This window comes from Aeromicrobium panaciterrae, from assembly GCF_031457275.1.
Lineage (GTDB): Bacteria > Actinomycetota > Actinomycetes > Propionibacteriales > Nocardioidaceae > Aeromicrobium > Aeromicrobium panaciterrae_A.
Genome location: NZ_JAVDWH010000001.1, coordinates 2,800,725 through 2,818,240, shown reverse-complemented (window position 1 = coordinate 2,818,240; position 17,516 = coordinate 2,800,725). Strand labels below are relative to the sequence as shown.

The following is a 17,516-nucleotide window of genomic DNA, read 5'->3' as shown; positions in this document are numbered from 1 at the left end:
TGCCTTCGGCAGAGTGCCCGGAGGTTGGTGCCGTTGGTCGGACCGTCAGGTCTGGGAATCTCGTGGTCGAGGTCTGACTCCATCGACGGTCTGGAGCAGGTCGCGAATCTGCAGGTGCCGTCTCGAGCTTGGATCGATGTGCGGAGTGCATCTGAGGGGAATGGTCTGGGTTCAGTGGTGTCAAGGATCCGTCCGAGTGGGTCGGTGAGGATCCGGAACCACAGGGTCCCTGGTTGTTCGGTCATCTCGCGGACCATCTGAGCGGGGAGGGCAAACGATCTGTCGAAGGATTCGCTGGGAAGATCGTCGAGTCCGGCCAACGAGGTGACCGGGACGGTGATGCCGATGACGGCACGGGTGCTGGTGGTCTGACCGTCGGTGGTGCCGCGCATCTGCTCGACAAACAGGTCAGCCCGACGCTGATCGAGCGTCCGGTCGTCGGAGACCGCCTTGGCGCGCTCGGTGAGTATCGCGTCGATCAACAGTGCGTCTGGGGTGGGGATGTAGGCGGTGAGGAAGGACATGCCGTCGTCCTGGTGGTTGACCCACACGGAGCGCTTCGCGCGTTCTTCCTTGACGGCCGCATCGCTGGCCTCCCAAGTGGCGACGAACCGGTTGAGCTTGGCCTTCAACTGAGCGGTGGTGTGTGTGGCGGCGTAGTCGCCGATGGTCCCGTCCAGGTGGATCAGGTTCTCTTGAGTCGTCAGCTTCGCAGTCGCTGAAGCGATCAGGCTGACCCGAAAGCCGTCGATCCGGCCTTCGCGGTAGGCGGTCCAGATCAGTGGCATCAGGTTGCGGATGCGTCGGGAGTCGGCCAGACGAACCTGCACCGTCCGAGTTGGCTGATGAAGAACAACGCCGAGCTCGTCCGCCGCGAAGCTGATCTCCATGTCACGTACACGCGGGTCGTCGTGGCGCTCGGCTTCGTTCCTTCGGAGGTCGGAGAACTCGAGCATCAGCGCAGCTGTCTTGGCTTCGATCTGAGCGCGCTGCAGCTCAAGGTCGGCGATCCTGTCGAGGATCTCCTGGCCGGTGTCGAGTGCTGTGCGCATACGTCAAAACTAGTACCCTCTACCGACAACAGAAATGCTCGAAATCGGCTCTGTGGACAGCAAAAAACAGAGATCAGATTGTGGATTGCAGCAGCTCGTCGCGAGCGGTGAGCATCGAGGGTCCATACCAAGTCAGGGCGCGCCCTGACACCAGCTTGGTCGGCACCTGGGTGAATGCTTCCGGACCATCATCGGCAGTGAACACGTATGGCTCGTCGGGCAGCAGTATGAGATCGATGCCGGCCCGATCGATCTCGCTGAGTTCGACGTGCGGATAGCGATCGGGCAAGTCGCCGAAGGCGTTCACCAGACCAAGCCGCGCGAGAACATCGCCGGTGAACGTACGGGAGCCGACCACCATCCACGGATCCCGCCAGATCGGTACGGCAACGCGACGGCCAGAAGCTACGGCCGGGACATCCCACACCGCCTGAGCCTCCGCGAGCCAGCCCGGCGATTCCCACCCCAGACCCGTGAACATACGGGCCATCGAGGCGAAGGCCTCGTCGACTGTCTCGATCTTGGTCACCCACACGCTGATGCCCGCATCGCGGAGCCGCTGAACGTCGAGCTCCCGGCTCTCCTCGCGATTGGCCAGCACGATGTCGGGCTGGAGAGCTGCGATCGCTGCTCGGTCGGGGTTCTTGGTGCCGCGCACCCGCGGGACATCGAGGTCGGCGGGATGTGTGCACCAGTCGGTGGCGCCGACCAGCGCCTCCGGACGGGTGGCGGCGATCGCCTCGGTCAACGACGGTACGAGCGAGACCACGCGGCGAGCCGGAGCAGTCAGGTCGACCGGATGGCCGAGGTCATCCTTCATCGCTTGCGGAGGCCCATCGCACCGCATACGGGAGCGTCCCAACCCAGGGCATCGCCGGCGTCGATCTGGAGGTCGAGCGCTTCGCCGATCGCCAACGGCAAGTCGACCGACGATCGCGACGCTGTGCTCACGTGGACGAGCGTGGCTTCCTGGGTGCAGGCCAGCGTGCGGTTCTCCTGGTCGACGACGAACGACATGCCGTGCAGGACCCGCGACGAGCGCTCGAGCAATCGTGTGTGCACCGTGAAGTGCTGGCCGAGCCGGAGCTCACCGTAGTAGCGCATGTGCTGCTCCACGGTAAACATGCTCTTCTCGTGCTTCTCGATGTACTCCTCGCCAAGACCTGCCGTGATCGTGGCCTTCCAGAGCGCGTGGGAGCAGATCCGGAAGTAGTCGCCGATGTTCATGTGGCCGTTCTCGTCGATGAACTCATCGGGAACGGTCCGGTCAAACAGGGCCGGAAGCTGGACGATCTGCTCGTATGTGGGGAGGCTGCTCACGCTGAGACGATACTGGCCGCAGGTCAGACGTTGCGGCGGTACTGGCCGCCGACCTCGAAGAACGCCTCGGTGACCTGCTGCAGCGAGCAGACCCGAGCAGCATCCATCAGCGCAGCGAACACGTTCTCGTGGTTGATCGCTGCGTGCTTGAGCTTGTCGATCGCCGCGGCTGCCTCGACGCTGTGCGTGGCGTGGAACTCCTGCACGCGGCGCAGCTGGGACGACTTCTCGTCCTCGGTCGCGCGAGCCAGTTCGACGGGATGCGCTTCGCGCTCGGGGTGCGGGTTGAGGAACGTGTTGACGCCGACGATCGGCAGCGAACCGTCGTGCTTGCGCTGTTCGTAGAGCATCGACTCGTCCTGGATGCGCCCACGCTGGTAGCCGGTCTCCATCGCGCCGAGCACGCCACCGCGCTCGTTGATGCGGTCGAACTCAAGCAGCACGGCTTCCTCGAGCAGGTCGGTCAGCTCGTCGATGATGAACGCGCCCTGTGTCGGGTTCTCGTTCATCGCCAGGCCCCACTCGCGGTTGATGACGAGCTGGATCGCGAGTGCGCGACGTACGGATTCTTCCGACGGGGTCGTGACGGCCTCGTCGTACGCGTTGGTGTGCAGGCTGTTGGCGTTGTCATAGATCGCGATGAGCGCCTGCAGCGTCGTACGGATGTCGTTGAAGCTCATCTCCTGCGCGTGCAGGGAGCGTCCGGATGTCTGTACGTGGTACTTCAGCTTTTGCGATCGCTCATTGGCGCCGTACTTGTCGCGCATCGTGATGGCCCAGATGCGGCGGGCGACGCGGCCGAGCACGGAGTACTCGACGTCCATGCCGTTGGAGAAGAAGAACGACAGGTTGGGCGCGAAGTCGTTGATGTCCATGCCGCGCGCGAGGTAGGCCTCGACGTACGTGAACCCGTTGGCCAGCGTGAAAGCGAGCTGGCTGATGGGGTTAGCCCCAGCCTCGGCGATGTGATAGCCGGAGATGCTGACCGAGTAGAAGTTGCGGACCTGGTTCGCGATGAACCACTCCTGAATGTCGGCCATCATCCGCAGGCTGAACTCGGTGGAGAACAGACAGGTGTTCTGGCCCTGGTCCTCCTTGAGGATGTCGGCCTGAACCGTGCCTCGTACGTTCTGCATCGCATGGCGCATGAGGATGCTGTGCTCGTCCTCGGTCGGCTCGCGATCGTGCTCGGAGCGGAACAAGTCGACCTGCTGGTCGATGGCGGTGTTGAGGAAGAACGCCAGGACGGTCGGAGCCGGACCGTTGATGGTCATCGAGACGGATGTCGTCGGTGAGACCAGGTCGAATCCGTCGTACAGGGCCTTCATGTCGTCGAGTGTCGCGACCGAGACGCCGGAGGTGCCGACCTTGCCGTAGATGTCGGGGCGCAGATCGGGATCGCGGCCGTACAGAGTCACGGAGTCGAAGGCCGTGGACAGTCGCGTCGCCGAACCGTCCTCCGAGAGCAGCTTGAAGCGTCGGTTCGTACGGAACGGGTCGCCCTCGCCGGCGAACATACGCGCCGGGTCTTCGCCGTCGCGCTTGAACGGGAACACGCCAACGGTGAACGGGAAATAGCCCGGCAGGTTCTCTTTGCGCCAGTATGTGACGAGGTCACCGTGGTCGGTGTACTTCGGCAGGCTGACGCGGCGCACCTTGGTGCCGGACAGTGACTCGCGCGTCAGCGCCGTACGGTTTTCGGTGTCGCGGATGTTGACGACCATCTCGTCGCCCTCGTACGACTCGACGACCGCGGGCCAGCCCTCGATCTGAGCCGTGACGTCGGCGGGCAGCTCCTTGCGAGCATCGTCCAGCAAGCCGGCCAATTCGTCCGAGGTCAGTTCCTGCGACACGGCCTCCAGGCGCTGTACGCGTCGCGCCTGCTCGGCGAGCTTGTCGGTTGTCGCGTGATAGCTGCGGATGGCCTCGGTGATCTCCGAGAGGTAGCGGGTGCGCTCGGGCGGTACGACCTGGTCGATGCCACTGGAGTGGCGTACGTCCGCGATCGGCAGGATGCCTGGTGCCAGCTCGAGCCCAGCGGGGCCGAGCAGCGAGATCAAGTGTTGGTAGAGCGCCGTCACGCCGTCGTCGTTGAACGTCGCGGCCGAGGTCCCGAACACCGGCATGTCTTCGGGCTTCTTGCCGAAGGCCTCGCGGTTGCGTACGAGCTGGCGGCCGACGTCGCGGAGTGCGTCCTTGGCGCCGCGGCGCTCGAACTTGTTGATCGCGACGATGTCGGCGAAGTCGAGCATGTCGATCTTCTCGAGCTGTGATGCAGCGCCGAACTCCGGCGTCATGACGTACATCGAGCAGTCGACGAACGGCACGATCGCGGCGTCGCCCTGGCCGATACCGGGAGTTTCGACGATCACCAGGTCATAGCCCGAGGCCTTGAACAGGTCGATGACAACGGGCAGGCACTCGGGGACCTCGTGGTTGCCGCGGGTCGCGAGCGAGCGGAAGTAGATCTGGTCGCCGTCGAGGGAGTTCATCCGGATGCGGTCACCGAGCAGGGCGCCGCCACCGCGGCGGCGGGTCGGGTCGATCGCGATGACACCGATGCGGAGCTTGTCCTGCTGATCGAGGCGGAAGCGACGAACGATCTCGTCGGTCAGCGATGACTTGCCCGAGCCTCCCGTACCGGTGATGCCAAGCACTGGTGTACCGGAAGCGGCTGAGGCCTCGCGGATCTTGGTGAGGAACGCATCGTCGAGCTGCCCAAGCTCGGCGCCTGTCACGGCTCGCGAGAGCGCGCCGCGGTCGCCGGAGCGTACGGCGTCGGCTGAGGGCTGGGATTCCTGCCACAGATCGGTGTCGCAGGCCTCGATCATCGTGTTGATCATGCCGACGAGGCCGAGGCGCTGGCCGTCCTCGGGGGAGAAGATCGTGACGCCGGCTTTGCGAAGGCGCTCGATCTCTTCGGGCACGATGACGCCACCGCCACCGCCGTAGACCTTGATGTGGCCGGCGCCGCGTTCGCGCAGCGATTCGGTGAGGTATTCGAAGTACTCGACGTGTCCGCCCTGGTACGAGCTGACCGCCACGCCCTGGACGTCTTCGTCGACTGCCGCGTCAACGACCTCGGCAACCGAGCGGTTGTGACCGAGGTGAATGACCTCTGCGCCCTGCGACTGGAGGATGCGGCGCATGATGTTGATCGATGCGTCGTGGCCGTCGAACAGTGCGGAGGCGGTGACGAAACGTACGGGATGCTTCGGCTGGTGCAAAACCATAGGTATTAAAATAGTCGGTCGTCCTACTAAATGCGAACCTGACCTAGTATGGACATGTGAGCACGGACCCGAAGCTGCCTTTCGACCCGATCGAGCGGGCCGGTGACATCTGGACCGATCGCATCGGTGAGTCCCGGTCCATGAAGCTCGCGACCTCCATCATGCGGGTGCAGCAGCTGATCCTCGCGGAGCTCGACGGGGCCCTCAAGCCGTACGACATCACATTCGCTCGCTACGAGGTGCTGGTGCTGATCTCGTTCAGCGCCGAGGGTTCGCTCCCGCTCAGCAAGATTGGTGAGCGCCTCATGGTGCACCCGACTTCCGTGACCAACGCGATCGATCGCCTCGAGGCCCAAGGCCTGGTCAAGCGCCTGCCGGACGCGGCGGATCGTCGCCGTACGCTCGCCGAGCTGACCGCCAAGGGCAAAGACGTACTGGAGCAGTCCACCAAGGCCCTGATGGCGATCGACTTCGCGATCGACGGGCTCAGCGACAAGGACCAGGACAAGACATACGCGCTGCTGCGCACACTCCGTTCGTCCGCTGGCGACTTCTAACTCAGAGCAAAGCGAAGCCCCCGCCTCAACAGAGGCGGGGGCTTGCGCGTTCAGACCTAGATCTTCGGGAACGTTTTCTTGAACCCGACCCAGGTCGAGGTCTTGCCCGAGATAATTCGGTAGTAGTACTTCGTGCTCTTGGTGAACGTGTAGCTGCCGAAGCCGTCATCGTCGATGGTGATCGTCTTCTTGGTCTTCCATTCGCCGCCAGTCTTGTACTGCAGCTTGATGGAGCTAAGAGCCCTAAAGTTGTGAATCGTCGGAGAGTAGATCCCCATGTCCTCGACGTAGAACTCCTTGGTGTTGTCAAAAGGTTCGTAGCCAGCAGTCGCCTCGAAGTAGATATCGCGACGGACATAGAAGTAGTTGCTGTCGGTCGAGTCCCACGTGGGCAACTTGCCGGTCTCGGGCGTGTAGTAGACCTTCGTACCGTAGAACTTGGCCCTGCCCAGTCCCACGGCGTCGTTGACGACGACGAATGTGTGCTCCCCGTCGAAGAAGATCTCGTACGGGCCGGACTTCTCGCCGTCGACGCTGAGGGACAGCGTCAGATACGCGATGTTGGAAGGGTCGCTGACGGCGACGTCGACGTAGATGAAGTTCTCGTCAGGGTGGTTCAACACGGCCGAGTGGGCCTTGAGCTCGGTGACGTTGACGGTCGGAGTTACGGAGATGGCTGCCCCGCCGGACGAACGGGCCGCGCCGGCTTGGGCGAGATCGGCTCCGGTCGCGAGACGCGCATTCGGTCGATCTTCGAGGACGTTGGACTTGGAGCTGAATGGTTCAGGGGACTCGTCGGCCGAGGACGGCACGGTCCCGAGGCTCAGTGCGAGCGCTAATACAGAAATGGCCGCGCCAAGGCGCCTAACGATGGTGGAACGCATGTGGGTTTCCCCCTTGTGGAAGCTTTCTGGATCGAAAAAGTCTGTCACGGGGAAGTCTCACCTGTGGTGTGTTCGAGAAAGTTGTGGGCCAGGTAGGAAGCACGAGACCCCGCCTCCTTCCGGAGACGGGGTCATCGCGAAGCGGACGCTTAGATCTTCGAGAACGACTGCTTGAACCCGATCCACGTCGAAGTCTGCCCCGAGATGATTCGGTAGTAGTACTTCGTGGTCTTCGTGAAGGTGTAGGTGCCGTAGCCCTCGTTATTGAGGGTGATCGTCTTCTTTGTGTGCCACTCGCCGCCACTCTTGTACTGCAGCTTGATCGAGCCAAGAGTCTTGTACTGGTCAATCGTGGGCGAGTAGATGCCCATGCCCCCGACGATGAACTTCTTCGTCTTGCCCTCGTTCGAAACCTCGACCTCGGCGCCGGCTTCACTGAAGACGTCGCGGCGGATGTAGAACGAGTTGCTGTCGGTCGAGTCCCAGGTGGGCGACTTTTCCGATTCAGGCGTGTAGTAGACCTTCGAACCGTAGAACCTGGCCTTGCCCAGTCCCGTGGTGTCCGGGACGACGATGAACGTGACCTCGAGGACCTCGTCGAAGTAGACGTCGTACGGGCCAGTCTTCTTGTCGCCGACGATGAGGGAGAGCGCGATGTTGTCGATCGATGCGTAGTCGACACCTTCGTTCAGCCAGACGTCGACGTCGATGTAGTTCTCTTCAGGGTGGTTCATGACCGCTGAGAAGGCGTCAATCTCGACGACGTTGACGGTCGGAGTCGCGGTGATCGCTGCCGAGCCGGCTGCGCGGTCGGCACTTGCCTTCTTGAGGTCGGCGCCAGTAGCGAGACGTGCGTTCGGTCGATCTTCGAGGACGCTGGACTTGGAGCTGAATGGTGCTGGGGACTCGTCGGCCGAGGACGGTACGGTCCCGAGGGTCAGTGCGAGCGCTGACACGGAAATAGCCGCGCCGAGGCGCCTGACAATGGTGGAACTCATGTGGGATTCTCCCCCGATAGGTACTGGTGACCGGGGAAGTCTTTCACGGGTAGGGCTCGCCCGAAGGGCGTTCTAGAAAAGTTGCGGCCTTCAACTATTCAACATCTCAGCACCGAGGGATTCCTCGGGGACTCCGAAGCCCTCGATGAGCGTCAGAGTGTGCGGGCGGAGCTTGACCAGAAGTTCGTTGACCAGCGATGTCACGGTCTTCGCGCGGGTGTCGGCGAGGCGGTTGTGCCCCATGAACCAGGCGAGGTCTTCCTCGATCGTCGTCAGCGCATACAGCGAGCACACATCGCGAAGCAGATCCTGCGCTTCTTCGTTCTCGCAGCGAGCGATGCCGGCAGTGAACGCTTCGAGCACGATGCGATCGATGTGTACGCGACCGGCGCGGATGACGTGATCCTGCGCAGCATTGAACACCGCGAAGGCTGCCGCTGGGTCGTTCTTGTCGGCTCGACGTAGTCGACGGGCAGCAGTCTCGAGCACGTGCTGCTCGCGGTCCTCGAACAGCGACAGCTGTGCACCGCGATCGAGTAGGTCGTGGTCGTCGTCGCTCTTGCCGGGCCGCGCATCGATGAGCCGTTGGATGAGCTGGGATGCCGCCGTACGTTCCTTGACCACGTCGGCGACTGTTCCCGCAGCAAACCGTACGAGGCCAACCGGGTCGAGTCCGCCGACCTCCTGCGCATACGACGTGAGCAGCTCCTTGGCGACCAACTGGAACAGGACGTGGTTGTCGCCTTCGAATGTGGTGAAGACGTCGGTGTCGCCCTTGAGAGTGGTGAGCCGGTTCTCGGCAAGGTAGCCGGCACCGCCACAGGCCTCGCGGGCCTCCTGGATTGCCTTCGTTGCGTGCCAGGTCTGAGCCGCCTTGAGTCCGGCAGCGCGACCTTCGAGCTCGCGCGACTCCTGGGCATCGGGAGCGTCGGTTGTCTGGAGCCGATGCATACGTGCGGTCAGCTGGTTCTGGGCGAAGCGGTACGCGTACGACTTGGCGATCAATGGGAGCAACCGACGCTGGTGCATCCGGTAGTCCATCAGCAGCACTTCTTCTTCCGGCGATGCGCCGAACTGTCGGCGCTCGAGCGCGTACCGACCGGCAATGCTCAGAGCGACTTCGCAGGCGGCGCTCGCCGAGCCGCCGACACTGACGCGGCCGCGTACGAGCGTGCCCAACATCGTGAAGAAGCGCCGGTTGATGTTGTCGACCGGCGATGAGTAGGTGCCGCCCTCGTCGACCTGGCCGTACTTGTTGAGCAGGTTGTCGCGGGGGATCCGCACGTTGTCGAACATGATGCGTCCGTTGTCGACGCCGCCGAGTCCGCCCTTGTGACCGCAGTCCGAGGTGGTGACGCCGGGAAGGTCCTTGCCCTTCTTGTCACGCAGCGGCACGACAAAGCAGTGCACGCCGTGGTTCTCACCCTTGGTGATGAGCTGCGCGAAGACAGCGCCAACTTCGGCGTGCAGCGCGGCGCCACCGATGTAGTCCTTGCGAGATGACGGCGTGGGGGAGTTGATCACGAACTCCTGGGTCGCGAGGTCGTATGTCGCAGTGGTCTCGATGCTCTGTACGTCGCTGCCGTGGCCGGTCTCGGTCATCGCGAAGCAGCCGATGAGGTCGAGGTTGATCAGGTCGCGGACGTAGAGGTCGTGGTGCTTCTTGGTGCCAAGGTTCTCGATCGCACCGCCGAACAGGCCCCACTGCACGCCAGCCTTGACCATCAGCGACAGATCGAACTGCGCCAGCATGCCGATTCCGGTGACTGCCATACCTGGGTCTCCGGTCCCGCCGTTTTCGGGCCTGAAACCTGCCGCCGGAATGCCAGTCGGCACGAGCTTGCGCATCTGTTCGAGGCCCCTCATGCGAGCCTGCTCGAGCGTGAGGCTGTGGTCGTACGCGAGGTCGAGCGCCGGGAGCTCCTTGCGTGACTGCTCGCGCACGTGGCGCCACTTGCCGTCGAGGGCGATGCGTACTTCGTCGCTGAGGGTCATGACCAAACGGTACTGCGATCGGGTGATGGGGGCATGGTGATGCGCCAGTCCTACGCTGGTGCCATGACCGGACCGGTGACTGTCTCCATCACGCGTCAGGTCGACCCCGCCCAGGAAGACCAGATGTTGGCGTGGCTGCGCGCTGGAACCGAGCTCGCGACGCGATTCGACGGGTTCCTTGGTTCGGGCTGGATTCGCCCGCAGGAGGAGTCGCGCGACTGGCACATGCTCTATCGCTTCTCCACGCAGGAAGCGCTCGAAGCATGGGAGCAATCAGCGCAGCGTCGCTGGTGGCTCGACTCCGGTGAGGGCTTCATCGATGAGTCCAGTCGCGAGCGTCGGACCGGAATCGAAGGGTGGTTCGACGAGCCGTCGAGCATCGACGTGCAGGACCTGCGTACGGCCACGCCGCCTCCGCCGCGATGGAAGCAGATGTGTGCGATCTTCCTCGTCTTCTTCCCGCTGAGTGTCGCGACCAACTACCTCGCCAAGGATTTCGCCGCCGACTGGTGGCTGCCGCTGCGGGTACTGGTGACGGTGGGCGTGATGACTCCGGTCATGACGTACCTCGCGCTGCCCTGGATCACGACGTTGCTGCGGGGTTGGCTCAACGCGGAGCGCGACAAGTGACCGCCTCGTTGCTGGTCGCAGGTACGACCTCCGATGCCGGCAAGAGTGTTGTCACCACGGGACTGTGCCAGGCCTTCGCGCGTCGAGGCATCAAGGTTGCGCCGTTCAAGGCGCAGAACATGTCCAACAACTCGATGGTCTGCGCCGGCCCGGACGGTGGCTTCGCCGAGATCGGCCGAGCCCAGTGGATCCAGGCGCTCGCGGCCCGCGCCGTGCCCGAAGCCGCGATGAACCCCATCCTTCTCAAGCCTGGCGGTGACCAGCGCAGCCACGTCGTCGTCATGGGCAAGCCAGCTGGCGAGATCTCGTCGGCCGAGTTCATCGGCGGACGTACGCACCTGGCCGAGGCAGCCCACAACGCGTACGACGACTTGGCCAGTCGCTATGACCTCGTTGTGTCCGAGGGCGCGGGCAGCCCGGCCGAGATCAACCTGCGCGCCGGCGACTACGTCAACATGGGTCTGGCGCGGCACGCCGACATCCCCACGATCGTCGTCGGCGACATCGATCGAGGTGGAGTGTTCGCAGCGATGTACGGGACCGTTGCACTGTTGTCGGCTGAGGACCAGCGGCTCATTGCCGGCTTCGTGGTCAACAAGTTCCGCGGCGACGAGACGCTCCTGAAGCCCGGCTTGGATCAGCTGGAGAGGCTGACCGGTCGACGGGTGTTCGGCGTACTCCCGTGGAGCCCCGACGTATGGCTCGACTCCGAGGATGCGCTCGACCTCGCCGGTCGCAGGTCGGCTGGCGGCCAGGCTCTCAAGGTTGCCGTCGTACGACTGCCTCGCATCAGCAACTTCACCGACGTCGACGCACTCGGTCTGGAACCGGGAGTCGACGTCGTCTTCGCCTCGGATGCACGTGCGATCACCGATGCCGATCTGGTGGTGCTGCCCGGTACGCGCGCGACGATCTCTGACCTAGATTGGCTGCGATCGCGTGGACTCGATCGGGCGATTGCCGACCACGCTGCTGCCGGTCGCCCGGTGCTCGGCATCTGCGGCGGCTTCCAGATGCTTGGGCGGAGCGTTGTTGATCCTGACGGAGTCGAGGGATCGGCGGGTGCCCTGGTCGACGGGCTCGGCCTGCTCGACGTCGAGACGACGTTCGCAGCCGAAAAGGTGCTGCGACTCCCGAGCGGCTCTGCCCTCGGAGCCGTGGCCTCCGGCTACGAAATCCACCATGGACGGATCACGCGCGGAGACGCCGAGGAGTTCCTCGGCGGCGCACGCTCCGGCAACGTCTTCGGGACCATGTGGCACGGCAGCCTGGAGTCGGATGAGTTCCGCCGAGCGTTCCTGGCGGAAGCGGCAGCCCTCGCAGGGCGTAAGTACGAGCCGTCGAGCGTGAGTTTCCCTGAACGTCGTGAATCGCGTCTGGATCTGCTGGGTGACCTGGTCGAGGAACGCCTCGACGTTGATGCACTGCTGGGCATTGCGATGACTGGTGCTCCGTCGGTACCGACGCTGTCCCCGGGCGCATGACGATCCTGCTGCTCGGTGGCACGGGCGAGGCGCGTGAGCTCGCCGTATTGCTGCAAGACGCTGGCGCGAAGTTCGTCTCCTCGCTGGCTGGCCGGGTCGTGCGACCGCGGTTGCCGGTCGGGGACGTGAAGATCGGCGGGTACGGCGGAGTCGACGGGCTGCGGACCTATCTCGTCGACAACCAGATCTCAGCGGTTGTCGATGCGACGCACCCGTTCGCAACGGGTATGAGCGCCAACGCCTTGGCTGCCTGCTCGGAAGAGCATGTGCCGCTGCTGCGACTTGAACGACCGGGCTGGTCAGAGGCTCCCGGCGCTGATCGCTGGCATTGGGTCGACGACCACGACGAGGCCGCAGGGTTGGCAGCGACGCTCGGCGACCGACCCTTCCTGACCGTAGGCCGCCAGTCGCTCCACCGCTTCGTCGACGCGCTCACCGGCAAGGCCGCGCTCGTCAGGGTCGTGGATGAGCCGGACATCGCTTTGCCGGAGCTCTGGACGTTGTTGCTGAGTCGTGGACCGTACGCACTTGAGGACGAGCGAGCGCTGATGGCCGATGTCGACGTACTGGTGACGAAGGACTCCGGAGGCAGCTTCACCTGGTCCAAGATGCAGGTCGCCAATGAGCGCGACATCCAGGTCGTGATCGTCCGGCGTGCCGCTGTCCCGGCCGAGGTAGAGGTGGTCAGCGACGCTGACGCGGCCGCCGCCTGGGTCGCAGCACTACCGCAACGCTGACTGCGAGGGCTGCGAGACCGACGGCATCCGCGAGGCGTACCGACCGGTCGATGTCCTCCACCGATGCGCCAGGACCGTCACCCATGGTCGGTCGATGCTCGACACGATCGCCGTATGTATTGGTGCCGCCGAGCTGAACTCCCAACGCGCCGGCGAATGCCGCTTCGACCGGACCGGCATTGGGGCTGGGGTGGCCGCTGGCGTCGTTGGCCCACGCCGCAAACGCCAACTGCGGGTTGCCACCGACGATGGGCGCGAGGACTGCCGCGAGGAACGCTGCGACTCTGGCAGGCACCAGATTGAGGACATCGTCGAGACGAGCGGAGGCCCAGCCAAAGTCGCGATAGCGCGGACTCAAGTGCCCCACCATCGCGTCGAGGGTGTTGGCAGCGCGGTATCCGACGAGCCCGCCCACTCCGCCGACAGCACCGGCAAGCAGGGGAGCCACGACGGCGTCGGAGGTGTTCTCGGCTACGGACTCGACCGTGGCCCGCGAGATCTCGTGCGCATCGAGCGCTGACGGATCGCGCCCGACCAGATGCGTGAGCTGTTCGCGCGCGGCTGGCAGGTTGTCGGCGTCCAGCCAGGCATGAACGCGTTCGCCCTCGCGGGACAGCGATCGACCACCGAGAACAGCCCACGTCGATACGGCGGTGAGGAGCGTACGAGCGATGGGTCGCTGAGCTGTCAGACGTTCGGCCACCAGACCTGCGGCGGCGGTCCCTCCGACCAGGATCGATGTGTACGCGACGCCGGTGTTTCGGTCGTCGCGATACATCCGCTGCTCAAGTTCGCCAGCCACGTTGCCGAAGCCGGCAACCGGATGGAAGCGGCTCGGGTCGCCAAGGATTCGATCGGCGGCGAAGCCCAGAGCGAGGCCCACAGCGCGTGCGCGCATTCGGCCTCCTCAGGTCGGATTCGTCGTCGGTAAGGTGCCCTTGAGACCGAGGTGTGCCGAATGGCCCCCGCCCGGCTCGCACGGTCCCGCATCCCGCCTGACTACGTTATCGTCGGTCGACGGTCAACCCCGGACCGCCTCCCTCCTCTGCCTTGCCAGCCGGGCGCGGATTCCGCGCTCACTGATCGGGCGGGGGCCAGTCGACACACCTAGCGAGGTGCAATGAAGGTTCTGATTACGGGCGGCGTACGTTCCGGCAAGTCATTTCATGCCGAGTCGCTGCTGCTCGCCGAGCCTCACGTCACCTACGTGGCGCCCGGTCCGGAAGCCGATGTCGACTCCGACCCGGAGTGGGCCGAGCGCGTTGCCATCCACAAGAGCCGCCGTCCCGCGCACTGGTCAACGATCGAGAGCGCGGACCTGGCGGCGGCCATCCGCGCTGCTGAAGGGGCTGTGCTGATCGATTGCCTCGGCACCTGGCTCACCTCGACGATCGACGAGCTCGACGGCTGGGATGGTCTGCGCGAGGACTGGGAGCCCGTGCTGTTTGAACGCCTCGACGAAACGTTGGCCGCGATGTCAGAGCACCAAGGCAACCTGATCGCGGTGACCAACGAGGTCGGTATGAGTGTTGTCCCGGAGCACCGTTCGGGCCGGGTCTTCCGTGACCTTCTCGGGACCGTCAACCAGCGCGTTGCCCAGGAGTGCGATGACGTACTGCTGGTCGTCGCTGGGCGCGTACTGAAGCTCTAGGTCGCAGCGAGAAGCATTGCGGCGAGGGTGACCTCGATCGCTGCTCCGAACACATCACCCGTGACGCCGCCGAACCTTCGCACGCAGCGGTATGTCAGCGCAGCACCGACGGCAAGGCCGACACCGGTGACGACAAGTCCCTGCCACCACGGCCACCCGGCCCATTCGAGCACTCCAATGCACAGCACCGTGACAACGACCCACGTCAGCACCGCCGCACCACGTTCGACCGTTCCGACGTAGGTCACGGCGAGTCCATCGACTCGAGCCCCGGGAACCCCGCGTGCGCAGGTCACGGAGAGAATCGCCCGCGAGCAGCAGACAAGCAGGCCGGCAACGACAGGTCCGCGAGGCGTGCAGAGCACGGCCGCGAGCGAAGCCGCCTGGATGCCGAGCACCAGGACGAGCGCCGCAGCACCGGCAGGACCAGCAGTGCCGCCCTTCATCACCTCAAGCGAGCGTTCGCTGTCGTACGACGCTGTCAGTCCATCGGCGACGTCGGAGAGACCATCAAGGTGCAGGGCCCGGCTACCGAGTGCGAGCGCACCAACGGCCACGAAGGCGATCGCGAATGGTGCTAGCTCCAGTTCACGGCCACCCCAGCAGATCAACCCGACCAGCACGCCGAGGGGGAGTACTGCGATCGGCGCGAGCAGCATCGCCCGCCCGGCAACCTCCCGGTCGACCGCCGTCGGAGGCCGCCACCGCAGGGCGGACAGCGTGCCGACGGCGAGTCGCCAGGAGTTGATCACATCAAGTCGGCGAGGAGCGCCACGTCGGAGAGCAGCAGGGCCGCCGAGCGTACGAGCGGCACCGCGGCAACGGCGCCACTGCCCTCGCCGAGTCGCATGCCGACGTCCAGGATCGGCTCAAGGCCGAGCTTGTCGAGTGCGAACGACTGAGCAGGCTCAGTCGACCGGTGGCCGGCGGCGAACCATGCAGCCGCACCCGGAGCCAGGCGATCGGCCATGACTCCAGCCGCGACCGAGATGACGCCGTCGAGCAGTACCGGCACACCGGCACGAGCGGCGGCGGCCATGAAGCCGGCAGCGGCTGCAAGATCGGCGCTGCCCAAGGCGGTGAGCGTCTCGATCGGATCGGACGTGCGCTCGCCAGCGCGATCGAGCGCCTGCTGAACAACAGCCATCTTGTGCACGAGAGCAGCCTCATCGATGCCGGTGCCGCGCCCGGTGACTTCCATGGCGGGGAGGCCGAGCGAGGCGGCGATCAGAGCCGCGGCAGGAGTCGTGTTGCCGATGCCCATGTCGCCGCTGATCAGCAGCTGGGCTCCGGCGGCGATCTCTTCAGCGGCGATGGTCTCGCCGGCGGCGATCGCCTGAAACGTCTCTTCAGTGGTCAGCGCATCTTCGAGGTGGATCGCACCGCTACCGCGATTGACCTTGAACGCCGTGACCTCGGGAGCAACGCCCTCAAGGTCGTCGTCGACGCCGAGGTCGAGAACGCGTACGGACACTCCGTGCTGGGCTGCGAGGACCGAGACACCGGCCTTGCCGATCAGGAACGTACGAACCATCGCCGGCGTGATCGCCTTGGGGAAAGCAGAGACGCCGTGGTCCGAGACACCGTGGTCGCCCGCGAAGATCACCGCGCGGATGCGGTCGATGGGCTTCGGGGGTACGACGCCTTGAGTCGCGGCGACCCATACGGCGAGGTCGCCGAGCTGGCCGAGCGCGCCGGGAGGTGTTGCGAGACCGCCCAGACGTTCGGTTGCTTCTGCGGTGATCGCGGCAGAGGGAGGGGTGACGGGGGTGTAGGTGTTCACAGGCTGGCCGCCAGATCCTTGCGGGCCGCGGTGAGCGACTCCTGGGTGTAGAGCTTGCCGATCAGTCCGGTCAGCGCGATGCCGATGACACCCCACAGGGTGGCGAGGGTGATGAGCGAGCCGCGACGGAAGTACCAGAGCGTGTCAGCAGGGAAGTCGCCGATTTCGTTCACGGTCGGCATCAACTGGGCCGCGAGGATGACGACGGCGAGATAGGTCGCCGCACTGACGATCACGGCCGTGTAGGTACCGAGTCGTCCAACGAGCGCGCGGAACAACAGCACGACGGCGATCATCGCAATGACGGAGATCGCGAGCATCACGAAGTACTGAGTGGTGCGTGCACCGATCGTGTCGGCATCGCCGACGGCCGGTGGGGTGGCGGGGTATTTGAGGAAAGGCACGAGCGCCACGGAGACAAAGCCGAGAGCTGCGACCAGGGCCGTCGACTGGCTTGGTCGAAGTCGGCCGATGCGGCCCAGTGCGAACGCCGCGGCCAGCGCAACAATGCCGCCGAGCGCGATGCCGGTCGACACGGTTGCGGTCAGCAGACCCCAGGTCGACTGGTTCTGGCGGGACACCTCGGTGCCGCCTTCCTCCTCGTCATGCGTGTGCTCGGCGGTGGCCTCGTCGTGATGGTCACCGGAACTGGCGGATTCCACCGCGATGGCGGCGTCAACAGAAGGTTCGCCGGCGATGTACGCCACGGCGAAGGTCAAGATGCCGGCAATGAGGCCGGCGAGAAGTCCTCGTACGAGGAAATTGCGGGGAGTCATGTGAGTCCGTTCAGGTATGCCGAAAAGGCCGGACCGCGAGAGCGGATCCGGTTGGGGAGTGGTCGATCAGTGGCAGGGGAAGCCGAGCAGGTGGCGTCCATCGTGGACCCACTCGTGAATGGCTGTACCTGCAGGGATCGACACTGCACCCTGGTCGGCGCTGATGAAGAACAGAACGAAGGCTCCGATGAGACCGAAGAACAGCGCCCACGGAGCGAGCTCGCGGACGGGGATCGATGCGATCTCGATCTCGGGTGTGGCGGTGATGACCTGTGACATGGATTCTCCTGACGGGATGATTGCGTCCCATGAATGGAATTGATGTCCGAGATCTTGGGTCTGGCTTCACTCGCTGATGCGGGTGTCACAGTAGCGCTACTGCGCCGGAGTTTCACCGGCTTCCTCGACCTCGGTGA

General features: G+C 64.7%; 17 protein-coding genes. 5 read left to right on the top strand and 12 right to left on the bottom strand.

The features are described from left to right. The 4 genes from J2X11_RS14420 to icmF all read right to left on the bottom strand — a co-directional run. Nucleotides 1-1,052: HNH endonuclease signature motif containing protein (locus J2X11_RS14420; RefSeq protein ID WP_309972257.1), on the bottom strand; the 1,052-nt coding region annotated here is incomplete at its 3' end. A gap of 73 nt (nt 1,053-1,125) precedes the next feature. Continuing rightward, a complete protein-coding gene (locus J2X11_RS14415) occupies nt 1,126-1,872 on the bottom strand; it encodes a helical backbone metal receptor (protein ID WP_309972254.1) in 747 nt (248 codons plus the stop codon). Continuing rightward, nucleotides 1,869-2,372 (bottom strand): thioesterase family protein, encoded by a 504-nt coding sequence (locus J2X11_RS14410; RefSeq protein WP_309972252.1) that lies wholly within the window; start codon nt 2,370-2,372, stop codon nt 1,869-1,871. The genes J2X11_RS14415 and J2X11_RS14410 overlap by 4 nt, the downstream gene beginning before the upstream one ends. A 23-nt stretch (nt 2,373-2,395) precedes the next feature. Then, nucleotides 2,396-5,605, bottom strand: a complete 3,210-nt coding sequence (gene icmF / locus J2X11_RS14405; RefSeq protein ID WP_309972249.1) for a fused isobutyryl-CoA mutase/GTPase IcmF — start codon at nt 5,603-5,605, stop codon at nt 2,396-2,398. A 56-nt stretch (nt 5,606-5,661) separates the two neighbouring features. On the opposite strand from icmF, the gene J2X11_RS14400 reads away from it, so the two are divergent. Continuing rightward, entirely contained in the window at nt 5,662-6,162 is a 501-nt protein-coding gene (locus J2X11_RS14400; RefSeq protein ID WP_309972248.1) for a MarR family winged helix-turn-helix transcriptional regulator, read from the top strand. Between the two features lie 56 nt (nt 6,163-6,218). Here J2X11_RS14400 and J2X11_RS14395 read toward each other — a convergent pair whose 3' ends face one another. From J2X11_RS14395 to J2X11_RS14385, 3 genes are all read right to left on the bottom strand, one after another. Further along, nucleotides 6,219-7,046: a hypothetical protein gene (locus tag J2X11_RS14395; RefSeq protein ID WP_309972246.1), complete on the bottom strand. Its 828-nt coding sequence runs from the start codon at nt 7,044-7,046 to the stop codon at nt 6,219-6,221. A 149-nt stretch (nt 7,047-7,195) separates the two neighbouring features. After that, entirely contained in the window at nt 7,196-8,044 is an 849-nt protein-coding gene (locus J2X11_RS14390) for a hypothetical protein (RefSeq protein ID WP_309972245.1), read from the bottom strand. Between the two features lie 90 nt (nt 8,045-8,134). Then, a complete protein-coding gene (locus J2X11_RS14385; protein ID WP_309972243.1) occupies nt 8,135-10,039 on the bottom strand; it encodes an acyl-CoA dehydrogenase family protein in 1,905 nt (634 codons plus the stop codon). Nucleotides 10,040-10,102: 63 nt separating this feature from the next. Between J2X11_RS14385 and J2X11_RS14380 the strand changes: the two genes are divergently transcribed. The 3 genes from J2X11_RS14380 to J2X11_RS14370 are packed head-to-tail and all read left to right on the top strand — an operon-like array spanning nt 10,103 to nt 12,890. Then, the gene (locus J2X11_RS14380) at nt 10,103-10,669 is read left to right on the top strand and encodes an antibiotic biosynthesis monooxygenase (RefSeq protein WP_309972240.1); all 567 of its coding nucleotides are present in this window, start codon (nt 10,103-10,105) and stop codon (nt 10,667-10,669) included. Then, complete coding sequence (locus tag J2X11_RS14375; protein ID WP_309972237.1) at nt 10,666-12,153, top strand: cobyric acid synthase; 1,488 nt, start codon at nt 10,666-10,668, stop codon at nt 12,151-12,153. Before J2X11_RS14380 ends, J2X11_RS14375 begins: the two co-directional genes overlap by 4 nt. Beyond that, nucleotides 12,150-12,890 (top strand): cobalt-precorrin-6A reductase, encoded by a 741-nt coding sequence (locus J2X11_RS14370; protein WP_309972236.1) that lies wholly within the window; start codon nt 12,150-12,152, stop codon nt 12,888-12,890. The genes J2X11_RS14375 and J2X11_RS14370 overlap by 4 nt, the downstream gene beginning before the upstream one ends. Here the strand turns inward: J2X11_RS14370 and J2X11_RS14365 are convergent. Beyond that, a complete protein-coding gene (locus J2X11_RS14365) occupies nt 12,838-13,788 on the bottom strand; it encodes a cobalamin biosynthesis protein (protein WP_309972235.1) in 951 nt (316 codons plus the stop codon). The two genes, J2X11_RS14370 and J2X11_RS14365, sit on opposite strands and share 53 nt — an antisense overlap. Nucleotides 13,789-14,010: 222 nt before the next feature. On the opposite strand from J2X11_RS14365, the gene cobU reads away from it, so the two are divergent. After that, nucleotides 14,011-14,541, top strand: a complete 531-nt coding sequence (gene cobU / locus J2X11_RS14360) for a bifunctional adenosylcobinamide kinase/adenosylcobinamide-phosphate guanylyltransferase (RefSeq protein ID WP_309972232.1) — start codon at nt 14,011-14,013, stop codon at nt 14,539-14,541. Here the strand turns inward: cobU and J2X11_RS14355 are convergent. From J2X11_RS14355 to J2X11_RS14340, 4 genes are all read right to left on the bottom strand, one after another. Beyond that, the gene (locus J2X11_RS14355; RefSeq protein WP_309972231.1) at nt 14,538-15,293 is read right to left on the bottom strand and encodes an adenosylcobinamide-GDP ribazoletransferase; all 756 of its coding nucleotides are present in this window, start codon (nt 15,291-15,293) and stop codon (nt 14,538-14,540) included. The genes cobU and J2X11_RS14355 overlap by 4 nt on opposite strands. After that, entirely contained in the window at nt 15,290-16,324 is a 1,035-nt protein-coding gene (cobT, locus tag J2X11_RS14350) for a nicotinate-nucleotide--dimethylbenzimidazole phosphoribosyltransferase (RefSeq protein ID WP_309972230.1), read from the bottom strand. Before cobT ends, J2X11_RS14355 begins: the two co-directional genes overlap by 4 nt. Continuing rightward, nucleotides 16,321-17,100, bottom strand: a complete 780-nt coding sequence (locus J2X11_RS14345; protein ID WP_309972227.1) for a CbtA family protein — start codon at nt 17,098-17,100, stop codon at nt 16,321-16,323. The genes cobT and J2X11_RS14345 overlap by 4 nt, the downstream gene beginning before the upstream one ends. 66 nt (nt 17,101-17,166) lie before the next feature. Continuing rightward, the gene (locus J2X11_RS14340; protein WP_309972225.1) at nt 17,167-17,379 is read right to left on the bottom strand and encodes a CbtB domain-containing protein; all 213 of its coding nucleotides are present in this window, start codon (nt 17,377-17,379) and stop codon (nt 17,167-17,169) included. Nucleotides 17,380-17,516: the final 137 nt, after the last annotated feature.